This window comes from Nocardioides sp., assembly GCF_036503465.1.
Lineage (GTDB): Bacteria > Actinomycetota > Actinomycetes > Propionibacteriales > Nocardioidaceae > Nocardioides.
In genome coordinates, this window is the sequence record NZ_DASXWU010000104.1 from 80,139 (window position 1) to 98,309 (window position 18,171).

General features: G+C 70.4%; 17 protein-coding genes. 9 read left to right on the plus strand and 8 right to left on the minus strand.

The features are described 5' to 3' along the window. Window positions 1–22: 22 nt before the first annotated feature. The 6 genes from VGK78_RS20055 to VGK78_RS20080 form a co-directional block, all read right to left on the minus strand. On the minus strand, window positions 23–1,390 hold the full coding sequence (locus VGK78_RS20055) for an HNH endonuclease signature motif containing protein (protein ID WP_331529518.1): 1,368 nt from the start codon (window positions 1,388–1,390) through the stop codon (window positions 23–25). A gap of 468 nt (window positions 1,391–1,858) precedes the next feature. Continuing rightward, on the minus strand, window positions 1,859–2,332 hold the full coding sequence (locus tag VGK78_RS20060; RefSeq protein ID WP_331529519.1) for an isoprenylcysteine carboxylmethyltransferase family protein: 474 nt from the start codon (window positions 2,330–2,332) through the stop codon (window positions 1,859–1,861). A gap of 9 nt (window positions 2,333–2,341) precedes the next feature. Further along, entirely contained in the window at window positions 2,342–3,682 is a 1,341-nt protein-coding gene (locus VGK78_RS20065) for a glutamine synthetase family protein (RefSeq protein ID WP_331529520.1), read from the minus strand. An 80-nt stretch (window positions 3,683–3,762) separates the two neighbouring features. Continuing rightward, window positions 3,763–6,063 carry a hypothetical protein gene (locus VGK78_RS20070; protein WP_331529521.1) on the minus strand — a complete coding sequence of 767 codons (2,301 nt, stop codon included), beginning with the start codon at window positions 6,061–6,063 and terminating at the stop codon, window positions 3,763–3,765. 201 nt (window positions 6,064–6,264) lie between these two features. After that, window positions 6,265–7,377 carry a hypothetical protein gene (locus VGK78_RS20075; RefSeq protein ID WP_331529522.1) on the minus strand — a complete coding sequence of 371 codons (1,113 nt, stop codon included), beginning with the start codon at window positions 7,375–7,377 and terminating at the stop codon, window positions 6,265–6,267. A 147-nt stretch (window positions 7,378–7,524) separates the two neighbouring features. Further along, window positions 7,525–9,573, minus strand: coding sequence for an NAD(+) synthase (locus VGK78_RS20080; RefSeq protein WP_331529523.1), 2,049 nt, complete (start codon window positions 9,571–9,573; stop codon window positions 7,525–7,527). A 39-nt stretch (window positions 9,574–9,612) separates the two neighbouring features. Here VGK78_RS20080 and VGK78_RS20085 point away from each other — a divergent pair, with 39 nt between their 5' ends. The 8 genes from VGK78_RS20085 to VGK78_RS20120 all read left to right on the plus strand — a co-directional run bounded on the left by VGK78_RS20085 (window position 9,613) and on the right by VGK78_RS20120 (window position 16,490). Then, window positions 9,613–10,419: an FkbM family methyltransferase gene (locus VGK78_RS20085; RefSeq protein ID WP_331529524.1), complete on the plus strand. Its 807-nt coding sequence runs from the start codon at window positions 9,613–9,615 to the stop codon at window positions 10,417–10,419. A 24-nt stretch (window positions 10,420–10,443) separates the two neighbouring features. Then, entirely contained in the window at window positions 10,444–11,004 is a 561-nt protein-coding gene (locus tag VGK78_RS20090; RefSeq protein WP_331529525.1) for a phosphotransferase-like protein, read from the plus strand. Next, window positions 10,997–11,899: a hypothetical protein gene (locus VGK78_RS20095; RefSeq protein WP_331529526.1), complete on the plus strand. Its 903-nt coding sequence runs from the start codon at window positions 10,997–10,999 to the stop codon at window positions 11,897–11,899. Before VGK78_RS20090 ends, VGK78_RS20095 begins: the two co-directional genes overlap by 8 nt. A gap of 75 nt (window positions 11,900–11,974) precedes the next feature. Then, the gene (panB, locus tag VGK78_RS20100; RefSeq protein WP_331529527.1) at window positions 11,975–12,877 is read left to right on the plus strand and encodes a 3-methyl-2-oxobutanoate hydroxymethyltransferase; all 903 of its coding nucleotides are present in this window, start codon (window positions 11,975–11,977) and stop codon (window positions 12,875–12,877) included. A gap of 92 nt (window positions 12,878–12,969) precedes the next feature. Continuing rightward, the gene (locus VGK78_RS20105; protein ID WP_331529528.1) at window positions 12,970–13,947 is read left to right on the plus strand and encodes an ABC transporter ATP-binding protein; all 978 of its coding nucleotides are present in this window, start codon (window positions 12,970–12,972) and stop codon (window positions 13,945–13,947) included. Then, complete coding sequence (locus VGK78_RS20110) at window positions 13,944–14,732, plus strand: ABC transporter permease (protein ID WP_331529529.1); 789 nt, start codon at window positions 13,944–13,946, stop codon at window positions 14,730–14,732. The genes VGK78_RS20105 and VGK78_RS20110 overlap by 4 nt, the downstream gene beginning before the upstream one ends. Window positions 14,733–14,763: 31 nt before the next feature. Beyond that, window positions 14,764–15,885 (plus strand): sensor histidine kinase, encoded by a 1,122-nt coding sequence (locus VGK78_RS20115; protein WP_331529530.1) that lies wholly within the window; start codon window positions 14,764–14,766, stop codon window positions 15,883–15,885. Continuing rightward, complete coding sequence (locus tag VGK78_RS20120; RefSeq protein WP_331529531.1) at window positions 15,882–16,490, plus strand: response regulator transcription factor; 609 nt, start codon at window positions 15,882–15,884, stop codon at window positions 16,488–16,490. Before VGK78_RS20115 ends, VGK78_RS20120 begins: the two co-directional genes overlap by 4 nt. A gap of 78 nt (window positions 16,491–16,568) precedes the next feature. On the opposite strand, the gene VGK78_RS20125 is transcribed toward VGK78_RS20120, so the two are convergent. Further along, on the minus strand, window positions 16,569–16,784 hold the full coding sequence (locus VGK78_RS20125) for a hypothetical protein (RefSeq protein ID WP_331529532.1): 216 nt from the start codon (window positions 16,782–16,784) through the stop codon (window positions 16,569–16,571). An 80-nt stretch (window positions 16,785–16,864) separates the two neighbouring features. Next, window positions 16,865–17,083 (minus strand): hypothetical protein, encoded by a 219-nt coding sequence (locus VGK78_RS20130; RefSeq protein WP_331529533.1) that lies wholly within the window; start codon window positions 17,081–17,083, stop codon window positions 16,865–16,867. A 139-nt stretch (window positions 17,084–17,222) separates the two neighbouring features. On the opposite strand from VGK78_RS20130, the gene map reads away from it, so the two are divergent. Continuing rightward, complete coding sequence (gene map, locus VGK78_RS20135) at window positions 17,223–18,077, plus strand: type I methionyl aminopeptidase (RefSeq protein ID WP_331529534.1); 855 nt, start codon at window positions 17,223–17,225, stop codon at window positions 18,075–18,077. Window positions 18,078–18,171 lie beyond the last annotated feature (94 nt).

An 18,171-nucleotide genomic window follows, 5' to 3' on the forward strand; every position in this document is an offset into this window, starting at 1 on the left:
GTCGGGGTCGTGCAGCACCCCCTCATTCTCGTCGGGGTCGATATCGGATCCAGGCGCTTTCGACACCGGGTTTGGGTGGTGGACGGAATTCGGGTTTGTGATCGTCGGGATTCAGCCTGACCTGCCAGGGTGAGTCGTGGATGACCCGATGGTGATGCCCGCAGAGGAGCACGAGGTTCTCGAGCTTCGTCTCGCCGCCGAGAATCCAGTGCCGGATGTGGTGGGCGTGACACATCAGTGGCGGCCGGTCACAGCCCGGGAAGGCACAGTGCCGGTCCCGGATGACCAGGGCGAGCCAGATCGCGACGGTGACCAGCCGCCGCGCCCGGCCCACGTCCAGGGGTTCGCCGCGGGTGCCGAGGACGGCGGGGATGATCTCGGCGTCGCAGGCCAACCGCCGGATGGTCGCGACCGACAGGTCGGTGCCGTCCCCGGTCAGCCCGGTCACGCCGATCCCGACCAGCCCGGCCTCCGCGGTTTCCGCGAGGCCCGTGGTCAGTCCGGCCTGGAGCGTGTCGAGGCCGACGGTGACCATCAACCGGGCCGGGGCGCCGTCCGAGGCCGGTGGGAGATCGGTGTCCAGGGCGTGCCGGGCGGTGGCGACCAGGGCGTCCCAGAGTCGGGCGCCGTGGTCACGCAGGTCGTGCACCAGCTCGCCGTCTCGGTCGTCGACCGCCGGAGCCGGTGCGGTCAGCGGCAGCAACGCGGCTTTGAGGAGGGCGCCGTCCTCGGCCGAGCCGCGTCCCTTGACCCGGACCCCGCCGGCACCATCGGCAGCGATCGAGAGGAACCGGTCCAGGTGGGCGGCGCGTTCCTCCCGGGCCAGCTGCTTCTCGAGGGTGCGGTCCTCCCCGTCGGGGTCGACCACGTGCACCAGATGCCGACCCGCCCGGGCCAGGTCGGAGGCATCCAGACACCCCGCCTGCTCCAGCAACGTGCGTTCACCCCGGGAGCGCACGGCCTCCCCGACCGGCAGAGCCTCGATCGACCTCACGATCACGTCCGCCTGCTCCGGGCTGATCGTCCCGGCCGCCATCGCCTCCCGGGTCGCCGTGAGGGGTCCGGTCAGGGCGTGGGCGCGGGTCACGACCCGACGTCCCTCGCCCTTACGCAGCCCGCCGAGGTGGGTCAACCAGGCCGGGGTCGAGGCGTGATGCAGCGTGGCCTTCCCGAGATCACGGGTGTCGGCCTCCGCCACCGCCCCCGCCTCGACCGCCGCCGTGGCTGCCCGGAGCTCGGCGACCAGCTCCGCCACCGCGATCAGGTCGTCATCGGACTGACTGGTCCACCAGGTCCCGTCCAGCTCGCGGACCGCGGTGAGGATCTCGGCCAGGACCGCGGCCGGACCGGCGGCACCGGGCTGCTGCGGGGAGAGTTCCGAGATCGACATACCGATAAGCCAAGCAGGCACCACCGACAGTGACCCCGCTTATCCACAGCGTTATCGACCGCTTTCCAGAAAAAGTTTGAGGAATCTTTGTCGGCCGGTTCTCCGAGAGGTCTTTCGGGAGTAGCCCAGACGTGCTGGACCGGGATACCCCATGCAAACCGGAGGCCGGCAACGGCGGCCAGGCGCCATCCTGCCGTCCCTCTATTCAGCCAAAAGACCGCACCCCACCACCCACCGCAAGACCTCGACCAGCACCCCCGTACCTCAGCGGTGGTTTCGAGACAGGCGCCAGGGCGCCTTCCTCAACCACCGGTGCCGGCCGGGGCGCCTTCCTCAACCACCGGTGCCGGGCGGGGCGGCTTACTCAACCACCGGTGACGGCCAGTGCGCCTTCCTCAACCACCGGAGCCGGGCCAGGACGCCTTCCCCAACCACCGGTGGCGACCACGTCGCACGACCGCCGGAACGTCACAGCCAGCGACGCACCCGGCCGCGATAGTCGGCGTATTCCGGACCGAACTTCGCCGACAGGTAGCGCTCCTCGGGCAGGACCGCCCCCCATCTGAGCAACGCCCACTCGACGGGCAGAGCGAGCACGGCCCACAGCGAGCCCGCCAGCAGCGCGACGCCGGCCGACGCGACGAGCAGTCCGACATACAACGGGTTGCGCGACCTGGCGAAGGGACCGACCGCGAGGACCGTCGTGCTCGGCTCGCCCGGCAACAGCCCGGTGCGGTGGCGGCGCATCGTCAGCAGCGCCCATCCGTTCCACATGGCGAACACGATAAGCAGGACCCAGCCCAGCGCCGACGCGTCGCGTGAAGGACCCCAGGGGCCGCCGACGAGCCAGGTCAGCAGGAGTCCGATCAGCAGCGGAGCACCGACGGCCACCGGCGGCCACAACCGGAACGTCGGTCCGGTGTCGGCTGTCGCCCCGGACACGTCAGCCGATCACAGGACCGGCAGCATCCGGTCGCGCTCGAAGGCGGAGACCTCGGTGCGGTACTCGCGCCACTCGTTCCGCTTGTTGCGAAGGAAGAAGTCGAAGACGTGCTCGCCCAGGGTCTCGGCGAGCAGCTCGGAGTCCTCCGCGACGCGGATCGCCTCGGACAGGCTGGTGGGCAGCGGCTCGATGCCGAGACTCTTGCGCTCCCGCTCGGTCAACGTCCACACGTCGTCCTCGGCCTCGCGCGGCAGGTCGTAGTCCTGCTCGACGCCCTTCATGCCCGCGGCGAGCACCACGGCGTACGCCAGGTAGGGGTTGCAGGCCGAGTCGATCGTGCGCACCTCGACCCGGGTCGAGACGCCCTTCTGCGGCTTGTACATCGGTACCCGCACCATGGCCGAGCGGTTGTTGTGGCCCCAGCAGATGTACGAGGGGGCCTCGCCGCCGCCGAGCAGGCGCTTGTAGCTGTTCACCCACTGGTTGGTGACCACCGCGATCTCACTGGCGTGCCGGAGGACGCCGGCGATGAACTTCCGGCCCGTCTTCGACAGCTGGTACTCGGCACCCGCCTCGAAGAACGCGTTCCTGTCACCCTCGAACAGGGACACGTGCGTGTGCATCGCCGACCCGGGTTGAGCCGTGAACGGCTTGGGCATGAACGTCGCCCAGATGCCCTGGCTCAGCGCCACCTCACGGATCACGGTGCGGAACGTCATGATGTTGTCCGCGGTCGACAGCGCGTCGGCGTACCGCAGGTCGATCTCCTGCTGGCCGGGGCCGCCCTCGTGGTGGCTGAACTCCACCGAGATCCCCATCGACTCGAGCATCGTGATCGCCTCGCGCCGGAAGTCGGCACCCTGCGACTGTGCGGTGTGGTCGAAGTAGCCGGACCGGTCGACCGGCACCGGGTCGCCACCGGGAGTGGGGTTGTCCTTGAACAGGTAGAACTCGATCTCGGGGTGGGTGTAGAAGGTGAAGCCCTCCTCGGCGGCATGGCCGAGGGTCCGCTTCAGCACGTGCCGCGGGTCGGCGTACGACGGGGAGCCGTCCGGCATCACGATGTCGCAGAACATCCGGGCCGTGCTCGGGCCGTCGCCGCTGCGCCAGGGCAGGATCTGGAACGTCGCCGGGTCGGGCTTGGCGAGCATGTCGGCCTCGTAGACGCGGGCGAACCCCTCGATCGCGGAGCCGTCGAAGCCGATGCCCTCGTCGAACGCGCCCTCGAGCTCGGCGGGCGCGACGGCCACGGATTTGAGGAACCCGAGCACGTCGGTGAACCACAGCCGCACGAACCGGACGTCGCGCTCCTCGAGCGCGCGCAGCACGAAGTCTTCCTGCTTGCCCATGGGCCGCAGTGTGTCCCAGCCGTGTTACGGCGATGTTGCGAGCGGCTCGACCGCTGTGTGCGGCGGCCGAGCCCTGGTTGTCAGGTATCGGCTGCCAGCTCGGCCGCCTGCCTCAGCAGCGCCCTCCCCTGCACCATCTCGGAGCGCAGCTCGCCGCGGCCGGGCGCGATCCCCATCGCGGCGCGCGAGAGGGTCGCCTTCATGAGCGCCGCGACCCGGTCGCGATGATCGGCCATCGTCTGCAGGGCCTCCTGCTCGGTGGTGTACGTCGAGTCGTCCGACGTCGACCCGCTCGCCAGCGCCTTGGAGTCCGCAATCAGCGTGTCCGTCGCGAACTCACCGACGCTCGAGTTGATCTGCTGATACAAGGCGCCCAGCTCAGCCACCTTCTCCAGTGAGCTGCTCGCGTCGGTGAGCGCCGGCGTGATCACCTGGCCGTCGGTCTGGTAGTCGTCGGTCAGGCCGACGAGGTGCAGCAGCGTGGGCCGCAGATCGGCCTCCTCGACCCAGGTGCCCTCTCTCGACGCCTCGGGGACGGTCTTCGTTGAGTTCGGGTCGTGCGACTCGTTCCCCTCGGTCGGGACGGGACCGTCCACGCCGTTCACCGCCACTCCCGGACCCGCGATCCCGGCCCAGGTGATGTCGATGTTCGGCGAGTAGTACCCGTGGTCGTAGGCGAATCCGTTGTTGATGCTCACATCGTGACCTGATGTCCCGAAGAAGTAGTCCGGCATCGGGAAGATCGAGTATGTCGGCGTTCGCAACGGATCGTTCGTCTGCATGTGCAACACCCGCTGTTCGAGCGCGCCGGCCTGGTACTTGACGATCTTCTCGTCCGGCACCCCGCTGTAGTTCGCGTAGGGATCGGACGTGTTCGTCATGGCGGCCGTGTCGCGTTCCAGCTGACGCACCGCCGGGTCGTCCGCGGACGGCTGGCCGTGCACGTAGAGCGAAGCCCCCTGCGCGTCGAGGTCGAACGGCGTTCCTGAGCTCGCGGTCGTCGACAGCAGCCCCTTGATGTTGGCTGCGAGCTCGCCGATCTGCGTCTTCGAGTAGGTGCAGGGGGTCGTGACGCCGTCGCAGTCCGCGGGCGTGGGCTGGACCGAGCGGCCGACGGCGTTCGCTCCCGCGAACTGGTCGTTCTCCTCGGCGCTGATCATGAACTCGGTGTTGGCCGGCGTGATGCCGTCCGCCTGGAGGCGCTGGAAGAACGTGTTGAAGGCATCGTCGTACGACTTCAACGCGGCGACCGAGCACGCGTCACCGGGGCCGAGCGCGTTGCCCGGTGACGTGCACCCGGTCGCGCCGTTCTTCTTGTCGTGCGTGTCGGAGATGTAGCCGTACGTCACCGGGATCCCGGCCTCCTGCATGTCCGCCACGTAGGCCAGCGTCTGCGCCGCCGTCGGGCTGAATCCTGGGAAGCCGGGATGGCCGCTGAGGAACGCGCCGTCGATCTCGTTCCCGTTCAGATCGACGAGGTTCCCGGCGGTGTTCGTGACCTGGTAGCCGTTGTGCTTCAGGTCCAACGAACCGGCGCCCAGCTGCGGGGCCACGTAGCGCGCGCCGAACAGTCCCTGGTAGCCGTCGTAGCCACCGGGCTCGTCGGGCAACAGGTCGGGCCGGGCGGTCGGCGACGGTGAGGTGTCGTTTCCGCGTTTGGCCTGCGCGTCGGCGCAGATCGCATCGCCCTGGGCGCAGTGCACCGCGACGCCGATGTAATCGGCGACCTCCGCATCCTTGAAGCTGTCAGGGTCGCTCGCGAGCTGCTGGGCCTCCGGCGAGCCGGCCCCGAAGACGGTGTTGATGTCCGGGTTGGTGTTCTCGAGCACCATGTTCGCAGTCGAGAAGTCACCGACGGAGCACCCGGCGCGGGTGAACGGCACCCACGGCGCCGGGGTGACCTTGTTCGGTGTGCCGCCGGCAGGCACGGTGGCCGAGTAGGTCATCGACGGTGCCGTGTCGTGGTTCACGTTCGGGGGCCTCGACGTATCGGCGACGGGGCTCGTCCAGTAGGCGAAGGACGTCGCGGTGTCGGTGCTGCCGTACGGGTTGTAGGTGTTGTAGCTGTTGGTCACCGGCTGGCCGTGACGGTCGCCGTACAAGCCGGTGTAGATCGTCAGGCTGTCGTCTGCCGTGTGGGCGATCAGCGGCGTGTGGGAGTTCGAGAACACCGTGCCGTTGGACTCGAGGAAGTTGAGCAGGTGGGGCATCTGCTCGAGATCGGATGGGACGTTCGGGTTGTCCCGGAAGAAGTGCACGTTGTCGAACACGATCTCGACGACGTGCTTCACGCCGTTGCCCAGCTGACAGCCGGACGGATCAGCGCCGACGGCGGGCGGCGCCGCGCCGACCGAGGCGATCGCGCCGGCTGCGGTGCCCACCACGAGAGTGGCGGCGGCCAACCCTGCCTTGCCTTGAAGAACACGGCTTCGACGAGCACGCATGTGTGATCTCCCCTCGAGCAGAAGAACCCCGACAACGATCGACACGCTAGACCCCAGTCGTCGTTTCGAACAGACCGGAAAATTGACAACGCCCCGCCGGCCCGAGACCGGCAGGGCGTCGTGCTCGTCGTACGTCGACTACTTGCTGCAGACGATGACGTCCTGGGTGCCGAGCACACCCTTCTTGACCGGGTACATCGGCCTCAACCACGGCTGGGTGACGTCGGCGAACGCGATGCTCCCGGCGGTCGGGGAGCCGGTGGTGCTCGTGACCGTGACTTCGCGGATCGTCAGTGCGACCGAGACGGCGGACTCGGTGGTCCCGCCCCAGCATCCGGTCGCCCGCGAGCGCGACCGAGCGTCGGCAAAGGTGACCGAGTCACCGACCTTGTGACCGCCGTACCGCCACACCACGGTGGTGGTGAACGGCGGTGCTCCCTCCCACGGCGCCCGGACCGTGGCACTGAGGCCGCGCGTCAGCGGCCGCGGCACCCGGAAGGCGACGGACCCGCCCGAGACGGTCTTGGCCCGGGAGACCCAGAGGTTCTCGGCGCGCCGGGCACCGTTCAGCAGCTGGAGCTCACACCCGGTGCAGCCAGGAGCGGTGAACGTGACGTCGGTGGTCTTCGGTCGGGTGCAGTAGAACGCCTCCTGGTTGGCGATCGTGCCCTTGTAGGTGTCGGCCATCGGCCGCCAGCTCGACATCGTGTGAGTCGCGTAGACCAGAGGAGCCTTCGTCGGTGATCCGTCGCCGGCCTCCGCCGAGATGCGCGAGACGTGGAAGCCCAGAGCGACCCGGTCCAGGTTCGTGCCCGCCCAGCATCCCTCGGCGCGATCGGCCGCGCGGGCCTCCGTACGGGTCACGAACGAGTCGACCTTGTGGCCGGCGTACCGGGTCGCGACGTTGGGGACCCAGTCCAGGTCCCTGGCCCACGGGGCGCGCAGGACGAAGGACATCCCCTTGGTCCGGTAGCTGCGTACGCGGAACGTCACCTCCTTGTCGTCGCCGATCCGCTTCGACCGCGACTGCCACACGGTGCCCCGGCCGTGGATCGCCTGCTGGAGCTGCACCGAGCACCGGTCGCACCCGGTGACGTGGATGTGCAGGGCGGTCCTGGCCGACTGCCGTGCCGCCGGGGCGGCGGACCCGGTTGCGGCATGGGCGTCGTTCTGGGCGGTGGTGGCCAGCATGGTGGCGGCGAGCGTCGCGAGGACCGCTGCGACCCCCCACGCGCGTCGTACTCGTGTCATGTCCGTCTCCCGGAGCTCAGGGCGGCGCCTCCGCGGCGCCCCTACGGCCCTTCGACTGACCGTGCCCGGGAAAGGTTGCAGTCGGGACGCGCCGTTGCCGAAATGTCATCCGGCAGGAGGACGGAGTACGCCGGGCGGGTGACCCGATCAGCGGCGAGGAACCTGCTCGAGGTCGGCGAGCCAGGCGGTCGCCGCCGCGTCGCTCGGCATCCGCCAGTCCCCGCGCGGGCTCATGGTGCCGCCCGCGCTCACCTTCGGCCCGTTCGGAAGAGCGCTGCGCTTGAACTGGCTGGCGAAGAAGCGCCGGCAGAAGATCTCGAGCCAGTGCCGGACCTCGCTCAGCTGGTACGCCGGCCGGCGGTCCGCCGGGTACCCGGGTGGCCAGTCCCCCGCCTCGGGATCGTGCCAGGCGTGCCAGGCGAGGAAGGCGATCTTGGTCGGTCGGTAGCCCCGCCGCAGCACGTGGAAGAGCGTGAAGTCCTGGAGCGCGTACGGCCCGACCGTGTCCTCGGTCGCCTGCGCCTTCTGTCCCTCGACCGTGGGGATCAGCTCGGGCGTGATCTCCTGGTCGAGGATCTCCCCGAGCACCTGGTCGGCCGCCTCGTCGAACTGGCCGCTCTCGATCGTCCACCGGATGAGGTGCTGCACCAGCGTCTTCGGCACCCCGGCGTTGACGTTGTAGTGCGACATTTGGTCGCCCACGCCGTAGGTGCACCAGCCGAGCGCGAGCTCGCTGAGGTCGCCGGTGCCGACGACGATGCCGCCGCGCTGGTTGGCCAGCCGGAACAGGTAGTCGGTGCGCAACCCGGCCTGCACGTTCTCGTAGGTGATGTCGTACGTCGGCTCGTCCTGCGTGGGGTCGGCCGCCGGGTGGTCGAGGTCCTTCAGCAGCTGCTCGGCGGCCGGCTTGATGTCGATCTCCTCGAAGGTCACCCCGAGCGCCCCCGCGAGACGGGTCGCCAGCGACTTCGTCGTCTCGCCGGTGGCGAAGCCCGGCATCGTGAACGCGAGGACGTCGCTGCGCGGCCGGCCGAGGGCATCCATCGCCTTGGCCGCGACGATCAGGGCGTGGGTGGAGTCGAGACCACCACTGATTCCGATCACTGCCTTGGGCCGGCCGATCGCCTCCAGCCGCTGCATCAGCCCGGCGACCTGGATGTGGTAGCCCTCGTAGCAGTCCAGCGCCAACCGGTCGGGGTCGTCGGGGACGAACGGGTAGCGGTCGAGCTTGCGGCGCAGCCCGATGTCGCCGGCCGGGGGCGAGAGCTCGAACGCCACCTCCCGGACGTCGCTCCGGCCGAGCCCGAGTGTCCGGCGGTTGTCGTCGAAGGTCCCCATCCGGAGACGCTCCTGGCGGATCCGGTCGAGGTCGACGTCGACGACCGTCCGCCGCGGCCCGATCGGGAACCGCTCGCTCTCCCCGAGCAGGTCGCCGCACTCGTAGACCATCGTCTGGCCGTCCCAGGCCAGGTCGGTCGTGGACTCCCCCTGGCCGGCGGCGGCGAAGACGTACGCCGCGTTGTCGCGGAAGCTGGCGCTGCGCACCAGCAGCCGCCGGTCCTCGGCCCGGGCGACGGTGATCGGGCTTCCCGAGAGGTTGGCCAGCACGGTGGCCCCGGCCAGCGCCGCCTCGGCACTCGGAGGCACCGGCACCCACATGTCCTCGCAGATCTCCACGTGGAGGCGGAGATCGGGCAGGTCGGAGGCGGCGAAGACCAGATCCGGTCCCAGCGGGACCTCCGCTCCGGCCACGCGGATCGCCGCCCCCCGCAGGTCGTCGCCCGGCGCGAAGTGCCGGCGCTCGTAGAACTCGCGGTAGTTCGGGAGGTAGGACTTGGGAGCGACTCCCAGGACGCGTCCGTCCTTGATCACCACGGCGCAGTTGAGGACCCTCGAGCCGTGCCGGAGCGGCGCCCCGACCACGAGCACAGGGACTAGGTCGGCGGAGCCCGCGACGATCGTCGCGACCGCCTCCTGCACGGCGTTCAGCAAGGTGTCCTGGAGGAACAGGTCCTCGATGGAGTAGCCACTGAGACAGAGCTCGGGGAAGACGGCCACCGCCACTCCGTCGTCGTGGCAGTCACGGGCCAGGTCGAGGACGGAGCGCGCATTGGCCGCCGGATCCGCCAGCGCCACCGGCATGGTGCACGCCGCCACCCGCGCGAAACCCTGGGCGTACGCCGAGTAGAACTCCACGTCACCAGTCTAGGGATCGCCCCGCGTTAGGGTGCGCCCATGGCGCTCGGTCCTCCGCTGCCCGACGAGCCACACGGCTACCGGTTCTGGGCGGAGTTCACGGCCGCCCAGGCCCGCAACACCGGCAAGCCGACCGGGGTGATCGACCGTCGGGTACGCCGGTTCTTCCACGACCTCTGCCGCACCGTCGACCCCACGCTGGTCCTCGAGCTCGGCGCGCACGAGGGCACGTTCTCGACCTGGGCCAAGGGCACGTTCCCCGAGGCCCGATGCCTCGCCCTCGAGGCGAACCCCTACGTGCACCGCAGGTACCGCGAGCAGCTGGACCGGGCCGGGGTGGACTACCGGCACCTGGCGGCGGCCTCGACCAACGGCACCGTGACCGTCAACATCCCCCTCTCGATCGGCCGGCGGACGGTCGACCCGGAGAAGAGCCGGATGGCCAGCCTCGGCATCCACCGCGGCAGCCATGAGCACGAAGCGGTCGACGTCGAGGCGGTGCGGGTCGACGACCTGGTGCATCCGACGGACACCGACCGGATCGTGGCCTGGATCGACGTCGAAGGCGCCTCTGACGCGGTGCTCACCGGCGCGCGCGAGGTGCTCAGCCGGGTGGCTGCCGTCTACATCGAGGTGGAGGGCGTCGAGCTGTGGTCGGGCCAGTGGCTCGACGTCGACGTGGCGCGCTTCTTCCGCGACCTGGGCAAGGTCCCGGTGATGCGCGACATCCAGCGCCGGAACAACTACAACGTGGTCTTCGTCGGGGAGGAGCTCGCCGCCCAGCAGCAGGTCAGCGAACGCGCGGCGCGGGTCCTGCGCCCACCGACGCCTCCCCGCGAGAGCTAGCAGCGCTCTCGGTACCGTCCTGCCATGCCGTCGGGTCGGATCGTCCTCCTCAACGGGCCGTCGAGCGCCGGCAAGTCGACGCTCTCCCAGGCCGTCGCCCGCCGGCTGCCCACGCCGTGGCTGCTCCTGCCGGTCGATCTCTTCCACCAGATCCGCACCCGCCCTGACGCCGACCTCACCGACCGGCAGTGGCACGACGTCTTCCACCGCACGCGCGCGGCGTACCACCGGGCGCTGGTCGGCGCGGCCTCGTCGGGGATGGACGTCCTCGGCGACCACGTCCTCAACGAGCCGTGGCGGCTCGACGACCTGTTGCGGCTGACCGTGGGGATCGACGTCCTGCTGGTCCACGTCACCTGCTCCCCGAAGGAGCTGCGACGGCGCGAGAGGCTGCGCAACGACCGCGACCCGGGCACCGCGCTCCACCAGCAGCGGCTGGTCTTCCAGCACGGGGACTGCGACCTGACGGTCGACACCACGTACGGCCCGGACGAGCCCACCGCCGCACTCCTCGACCTGATCCGCAACCCGCCGGCGGAGCGCGCGTTCGACCGTCTCCGCACGCGCAGGTTCGCCCGTGCATGAACGACCCGGCCTCGTCGACGACGGGGACGTCCTCGCCGAGGTCCGCCGAGGCTGGGACGAGCGGGTCGACACCGTCTCGTACCTCCCGGTGGGGTTCGGCGCACACCACTGGGCGGCGTACCAGGATCGGCAGCCGCGGCTGTTCGTCACCCTGGACCGTGTGGACGAGTGGCGAGACGCTTACCGCCTGGAGGCGGCGTACGCCTCTGCGGTCGCTCTCCACGACAGCGGCCTGGAGTTCGTGGTCGCGGCGCTGGTCGGCGCATCCGGCGCGACGACTGTCCCCTTCGGCGAGGGACGACTCAGCTGCACGCCGTGGCGCGACGGTGGGTCGGGCGGCTCCCTGGACCTCTCCTGGACCCAGCTGGCCCTGACCCGGCTCCACGACGTGCCTCCCCCGGAGGTCACTCCGGTCTGGCGCCCGCTGGTCCGTCCGGACTTCGCGGACAGGACGGGCGAGCTCACCGGCCGCAGCTGGGGTCCCGGGCCGTACGCCGACGCGGCGCGCCAGGCGGTGCGCGAGCGGCTCACCGACGTGGCTCGATGGACCGATCGGTACCACCGCCTCGCAGATGCCGCCCGGGACCGGGCCTGGGTCGCCAACCACGGCGAGCCCAGCAGTCACGACCAGCTGCTGACGGCGTCCGGCCGGCTCCTGGTGGACTGGGAGTCGCTGACCCTGGCACCGCCGGAGCTCGACCTCCGGCTCCTGGTCGAGGGCGGCATGTCCCCACACGAGGTCGGGGCAGACCCGGAGATGCTCGAGCTCTTCGACCTGGAGTGGCGGCTCGACGAGATCAGCCAGTACGCCGCGTGGTTCGCCGCCCCCCACGTCGGGACTCGCGACGACGAGATCGCGTTCGGTGGACTCCGCCACGAGCTCACGCGCCCGTGACGAGCGACACAGGCCCCTTCCTGCATGCACGTCACTAGCCTGGAAGCGTTGCGTGGACTCCACGAGGGAGCCGCGATGACGGCCGACCCTGTCGGCACCGAGGAGCCCCGGATGAACGACGAGGTCGCCGCGCCGTACGGCACCGGTCCCGCCCCCCGAAACCTCTCGGGGACCAGCGCCCCCGTGAAGCGGGTCCGCACCCACCATCTGCGCCAGCTCAAGGAGCGCGGCGAGCGGTTCTCGATGCTCACCGCCTACGACCAGTACACCGCCGCCACCTTCGACGAGGCCGGCATCGACGTGCTCTTGGTCGGGGACTCCGCGGCCAACAACGTCTACGGCTACGAGACCACCGTCCCGGTCAGCGTCGAGGAGCTCCTCCCCCTGACCCGGGCCGTGAGCCGCTCCGTCCGTCGGGCGCTCGTCGTCGGCGACCTGCCGTTCGGCTCCTACCAGGCCTCGCCGGAGCAGGCGTACACGACAGCCGCGCGCTTCATGAAGGAAGGGCTCGCCCACTGCGTGAAGCTCGAGGGCGGTGTCGAGATGACCCCACAGATCACCCGGCTCACCCAGGGCGGCATCCCGGTGATGGCGCACATCGGTTTCACCCCGCAGAGCGAGCACGCGCTCGGCGGCTACCGGGTCCAGGGGCGCGGCGACGCGTCCGAGCGGGTCATCGCCGACGCTCACGCGGTGCAGGACGCCGGCGCGTTCGCGGTCGTCATGGAGATGGTCCCCGGTGACGTCGCCACCCAGATCACCAAGGAGCTGTTGATCCCGACCATCGGCATCGGCGCGGGTGCCGAGTGCGACGGGCAGGTCCTGGTCTGGACGGATGCCTTCGGCATGCGCACCGGACGGATGCCCACCTTCGTCAAGCAGTACGCCGACCTGCACGGCGAGCTGCTCCGGGCGGCCCGCGCCTACGACGAGGACGTCAAGAACCGCACGTTCCCCGGCCCCGAGCACACTTTCTGACGCGGGCTCATGACCGGCTCATGACATTCGTCATGCCGAACTCGTGATGCCTGTGTGAGGCACCAGATCCACTCCTCGTCCAGGCTGGGGCCATGACACAGACCAGCCTCTCGGGAGCGACCGGCAGCACGGCCGGGGCCGCGCCTGCCGTCCGGATCTCCGGCGTCACCAAGGACTTCGGCTCCGTCCACGCCGTCCGCGGCATCGACCTCAGCCTCCAGCAGGGCGAGATCGTGGCCTTCCTCGGCCCGAACGGTGCCGGCAAGACCACCACCATCGACATGGTGCTGGGCCTCTCGCATCCCACGACCGGGTCGGTCGAGGTGCTCGGGATGCAGCCCCGCCAGGCGATCTCGCGGGGCCTCGTCTCGGCCGTGATGCAGACCGGCGGGCTCCTCAAGGACCTCACCGTCCGCGAGACGGTGCAGTACACCGCGAGCCTGTTCGCCGACACGACGCCGGTCGACGACGTACTGGCTCGCGCCGGCATCACCGGCATCGCCGACCGCAAGGTGGGCAAGTGCTCAGGCGGTGAGCAGCAGCGCCTGCGGTTCGCGATGGCTCTGCTGTCCGATCCGGCCCTGCTCCTGCTCGACGAGCCGACCACCGGCATGGACGTCGAGGGTCGCCGCGCCTTCTGGTCCGCCATCCGCGCGGACGCCGAGAAGGGCCGCACGGTCCTGTTCGCGACGCACTACCTCGAGGAGGCCGACCAGTACGCCGACCGGATCGTGCTGATCAGCCAGGGCCGGATCGTCGCCGACGGCACCGGCAGCCAGATCAAGGCGCTGGCCGCCGGCCGCACCGTCCGGGCGACCCTGCCCGACGCCGACGCGGCCCGACTCTCCGCGCTGCCGGGCGTCGACAGCGTCGACGTGCGCGGCGACTCGGTCTACATCCACGCGAAGGACACCGACGCGATCGCCCGCCACCTCCTCACCGAGACCACCGCCCACGACCTCGAGATCACGGCCCGAGGCCTGGAGGACGCGTTCCTCAGCCTCACCGGCGACGACCAGGCCATCACTCCCTCGGTGACCGCCACCATCGACCAAGGAGCCTCGGCATGACCACCCAGACCATCGACCCGGCCGTCCGTCGCGTTCCCTCGCTCGGCGGGTTCAACCACACCACGCTCGCCATCGAGCTCAAGCGGATGCTCCGCAACCGACGCACGATGATCTTCACCTTCGTGATGCCGGTCCTCCTGTTCCTGATCATCGGGTCGAACGCCGCCTACAGCAGCGACCGTGAAGGCTCGGGCAACGTCTCGGCGTACATCCTGATCAGCATGGCGGTGTACGGCGCGGTGCTGGCCTCGACCAGCGGCGGGGCGATGGTCGCCACCGAACGCGCGCTGGGCTGGTCCCGCCAGCTGCGGCTCACGCCCTTGTCGCCGGTCGCCTACATCGTCACCAAGTCCATCGTGGCCCTCGGCTTCGGCGCCCTGTCCGTGGCTGCGGTGAACGTCGCCGGGGCCCTGAACGGCAAGGCCGACATGCCGCTGCACGTCTGGGTCACGGCGGCGGTCATCGCCTGGATCGGGTCGATCGTCTTCGGTGCCTTCGGCCTCTTCATGGGCTACCTGCTGCCGAGCGAGAACGTGATGCAGATCCTGGGCCCCGTCCTGGCCGGTCTGGCCGCGGTCGGTGGGCTGTGGTTCCCGATCTCGAGCGGCTCGACGCTCGGTCACATCTCGGCGTGCACCCCGATCTACGGCCTGGCCCAGCTCGCCCGCTGGCCGCTGTACGGCGGCGCCCCGCACGCGGTGTGGGTGGTCAACCTGGTGGTCTGGCTGGCGATCTTCGTGGCCGGCGCCGCCTGGCGGATGAGCAAGGACACCGCCCGCGTGTGAGCATCCCGGGATCTGACCTACGGTGACCGACATGAGCAGCGCCCTGGTTCCGGGGATCGACGTGGGCCGGCCCGTCGGCCCACGTCGCTGGGGTCTGCTGTTCGCCGCGATCTGGCTGTTCTACCTCCTCTCCCCGCTGAGCGCCGCGTGGGACCGGCACGACCTCCGGGGCTGGATCGGCATCGGCGCGACCCTGCTGTTCGCCGCGCTCTATCTGACCGTCTTCGTGCTGATGCGGTGGCGCCGCGTCGGCACGCCGTTCCGGACGCCGGTCCGACGCTCGCAGGGCGTGGCCCTCGTCCTGGCGCAGCTCGCGCTGGGCGTGGTCATGTGCGCCGCCATCGGGCAGAAGGGTGACGCCGCTGCGGTGTACGTCGCGGTGATCTGCGTGATCTGCCTGCAGACCCGGTGGGCCTGGCTCGCCGCGACCACGGTCGCCTTCGGCGCCTACGCCGCCACCATCTGGTTGCCCGGGTGGGAGCGCGACGACGGGATCCTGTTCGGCACCCTGGTCGCCACCCTCGCCATCTGGGGGATCTCGCAGGCGATCAACCGCAACATCGAGGTGCTCGCCGTCCGCGAGGAGAACGCCCGGCTGGCGCTCGACGACGAGCGCAACCGGTTCGCCCGCGACCTGCACGACATCCTGGGCCACTCGTTGACCGTGATCACGGTCAAGGCCGAGCTGGCCAACCGGCTGATCGACGTCGACACCGAGCGCGCCCGGTCCGAGCTGGCCGACCTCGAGCGGCTCTCCCGCGACGCGCTGGGCGACGTACGCCGAGCCGTCGAGGGGTACCGCGAGCTGACGCTGCCCGGCGAGATCGCCCGGGCCAAGACGGCGTTGTCGGCCGCGGAGATCGCCGCCGAGCTGCCGAACACCACGGACGACGTCCCCAGTGACCGGCGCGAGCTGTTCGCATGGGCGGTCCGCGAGGGGATCACCAACGTGATCCGGCACAGCGGCGCCCGACGCTGCACGGTCGTGCTCGGCGAGCACGAGGTCGAGGTGCGCGACGACGGCCGCGGCGCCGACTCCCCCGGCACCGGCCACGGGCTGACCGGGCTCCGCGAACGCGCAGCCGCGGTGGGCGGCACCGTGGTCACCCAGTCGCTTCATCCCGGCTTCTCGCTCCGGGTGGTCGTCCCGTGACCATCCGGCTCCTCCTCGCCGACGACCAGGCACTGGTCCGCGGCGCGCTCTCGGCCCTGCTCGGGCTCGAGCCCGACCTCGAGGTCGTGGCCGAGGTGGCGTCGGGGGACGCCGTCGTACCGGCGGTGCTCGAGCACCGCCCCGACGTGGCCCTGCTCGACGTCGAGATGCCCGGGCTCGACGGGATCAGCGCGGCCGCCGAGGTACGTCGCGTCTCACCGGGCACCCGGGTCCTGATCGTCACCACGTTCGGCCGGCCGGGCTTCCTGCGCCGCGCGATGCAGTCCGGCGCCGACGGGTTCGTCGTCAAGGACACCCCCGCAGCCCGGCTGGCCGACGCCGTACGCCGGGTCCACCAGGGCCTTCGCGTCGTCGACCCCGTCCTGGCCATGGACAGCCTGGCCATCGGCGACTCCCCTCTGACCGAACGCGAGACAGAGGTCCTGCGGGCCGCCTCCGACGGAGCCGCCGTGGCCGTCATCGCCGGGCGCGTGCACCTCTCCCCTGGCACCGTCCGCAACCATCTGTCCTCGGCCATCGGCAAGACCGGCGCCGGCAACCGCTCCGAGGCGGTCCAGATCGCCACCTCCCACGGCTGGCTCTGAGCGGATAGTACGGATCACACGACCTGTCCCACGGCCGCTGGGAACCGGTCTGGTGATCCGTACTATCGACCAGCCTGCTCAGCCGAACGCCACGCTGCCGCCGATCACGACCACCACCCAGATCCCGAAGGCGACGGCACCGAGCCAGGGGAGGCGGGTGGGGTGGGGGGTCCACCACGCACAAGCCAGGACGAACAGCACGACCCACGCGGCGACCAGCAGCACGACCACCGGCCAGTCGACGACCAGGCCGCTGGCGAGATCCAGGAACAGCACGCAGGCCAGGCCCACCATGCCCCCGAAGGGCAAGGGCGAGATCCGGGGCGGCGCCGGCGGGGGCGTGGGTCGCGAGGGCCGGCGCGGAGCCGGGCGCGTCACTGGGGGTGACGTCGCTTGGGGAGCCCGGCCCAGTCGGTCTCGTCGCTCCACTCCGGGTCGTTGTCCCAGTCCTCGTTGCGCTCCTTGGCCTTCTCCAGCGCCCGCGCGGCGTCCGCCTCGGAGTCGTAGGGACCCAACCGGTCGATGGGCGGACAGACGTCACCGGGCGTCTGCTCGACGCGGTGGTGCTTGACGCAGAACCAGTACGCGGCCATGACCAGCAGACTACGGGTATCGAGACGGGCCACTCGGTCCCTCTCTTCGTTCGGGCCTGAGTCGGACCCTCCTCCACCTCTCGCCCTGGTCGGTGAGCTCACAAGCTCGCTCACCGGGGCTCGACTCTAGACTCGACCCATGACCTCGACCGCGATGGCCCCGGCCGCGATCTCGCCTCGCCGCCCGGTGCCGGAGTCCATCGGCCGGCCCGAGTACGTCGACCGGCCGGCGCCGGCGCCGTTCACCGGCAACGAGGTCAAGGACGCCGAGACCATCGAGAGGATCCGCCGCGCCTGCCGCCTCGCGGCGCAGGCGCGTGACCTGGTGGGCGAGCACGTCGCCCCCGGAGTCACCACCGACGACCTGGACCGGGTCGGCCACGAGTTCCTGTGCGACCACGGCGCCTACCCCTCGACCCTGGGCTACAAGGGCTTCCCCAAGTCCCTGTGCACCAGCGTCAACGAGGTCGTCTGCCACGGCATCCCCGACGCCCGGGTGCTCGAGGACGGCGACATCGTCAACATCGACATCACGGCGTACCTCGACGGCGTCCACGGCGACACGAACGCGACGTTCCCGGCCGGCGACGTCGACGAGGAGTCCCGACTGCTGATGGATCGCACGCACGAGGCGTTGATGCGGGCGATCAAGGCCGTGAAGCCCGGCCGGCGGGTCAACGTGATCGGCCGGGTGATCGAGGCCTACGCCAAGCGGTTCGGCTACGGCGTGGTCCGCGAGTTCACCGGCCACGGGATCGGCACGTCGTTCCACAGCGGACTGGTCATCCCGCACTACGACGATCCCCGGTTCGACGACGAGATCCGGCCCGGGATGACGTTCACGATCGAGCCGATGCTCAATCTCGGCACCCACGAGTGGGTGATGTGGGCGGACGGCTGGACCGTCGTCACCGCCGACGGTCGGCGCAGCGCCCAGTTCGAGCACACCCTGCTGGTGACCGGCGACGGCGCGGAGATCCTGACCCTCCCGTAGCCGGGCTCCTGCTCAACTTCGTGCAATGCACAAACCTGCAGTTCGCGACTCGTTGACCCTGCTTCGCGCCGATTGCAACCCTTCGCCAGATCAC

What these genes read in the sequence shown, in the direction of transcription:
- VGK78_RS20125 (WP_331529532.1), bottom strand. Translation starts at nt 16,784, where the DNA reads ATGGTGGGCCTGGCCTGCGTGCTGTTCCTGGATCTCGCCAGCGGCCTG.
- VGK78_RS20105 (WP_331529528.1), top strand. Translation starts at nt 12,970, where the DNA reads ATGACACAGACCAGCCTCTCGGGAGCGACCGGCAGCACGGCCGGGGCC.
- VGK78_RS20085 (WP_331529524.1), top strand. Translation starts at nt 9,613, where the DNA reads ATGGCGCTCGGTCCTCCGCTGCCCGACGAGCCACACGGCTACCGGTTC.
- VGK78_RS20110 (WP_331529529.1), top strand. Translation starts at nt 13,944, where the DNA reads ATGACCACCCAGACCATCGACCCGGCCGTCCGTCGCGTTCCCTCGCTC.
- VGK78_RS20065 (WP_331529520.1), bottom strand. Translation starts at nt 3,682, where the DNA reads ATGGGCAAGCAGGAAGACTTCGTGCTGCGCGCGCTCGAGGAGCGCGAC.
- VGK78_RS20130 (WP_331529533.1), bottom strand. Translation starts at nt 17,083, where the DNA reads ATGGCCGCGTACTGGTTCTGCGTCAAGCACCACCGCGTCGAGCAGACG.
- map (WP_331529534.1), top strand. Translation starts at nt 17,223, where the DNA reads ATGACCTCGACCGCGATGGCCCCGGCCGCGATCTCGCCTCGCCGCCCG.
- VGK78_RS20075 (WP_331529522.1), bottom strand. Translation starts at nt 7,377, where the DNA reads ATGACACGAGTACGACGCGCGTGGGGGGTCGCAGCGGTCCTCGCGACG.
- VGK78_RS20090 (WP_331529525.1), top strand. Translation starts at nt 10,444, where the DNA reads ATGCCGTCGGGTCGGATCGTCCTCCTCAACGGGCCGTCGAGCGCCGGC.
- VGK78_RS20055 (WP_331529518.1), bottom strand. Translation starts at nt 1,390, where the DNA reads ATGTCGATCTCGGAACTCTCCCCGCAGCAGCCCGGTGCCGCCGGTCCG.
- panB (WP_331529527.1), top strand. Translation starts at nt 11,975, where the DNA reads ATGACGGCCGACCCTGTCGGCACCGAGGAGCCCCGGATGAACGACGAG.
- VGK78_RS20115 (WP_331529530.1), top strand. Translation starts at nt 14,764, where the DNA reads ATGAGCAGCGCCCTGGTTCCGGGGATCGACGTGGGCCGGCCCGTCGGC.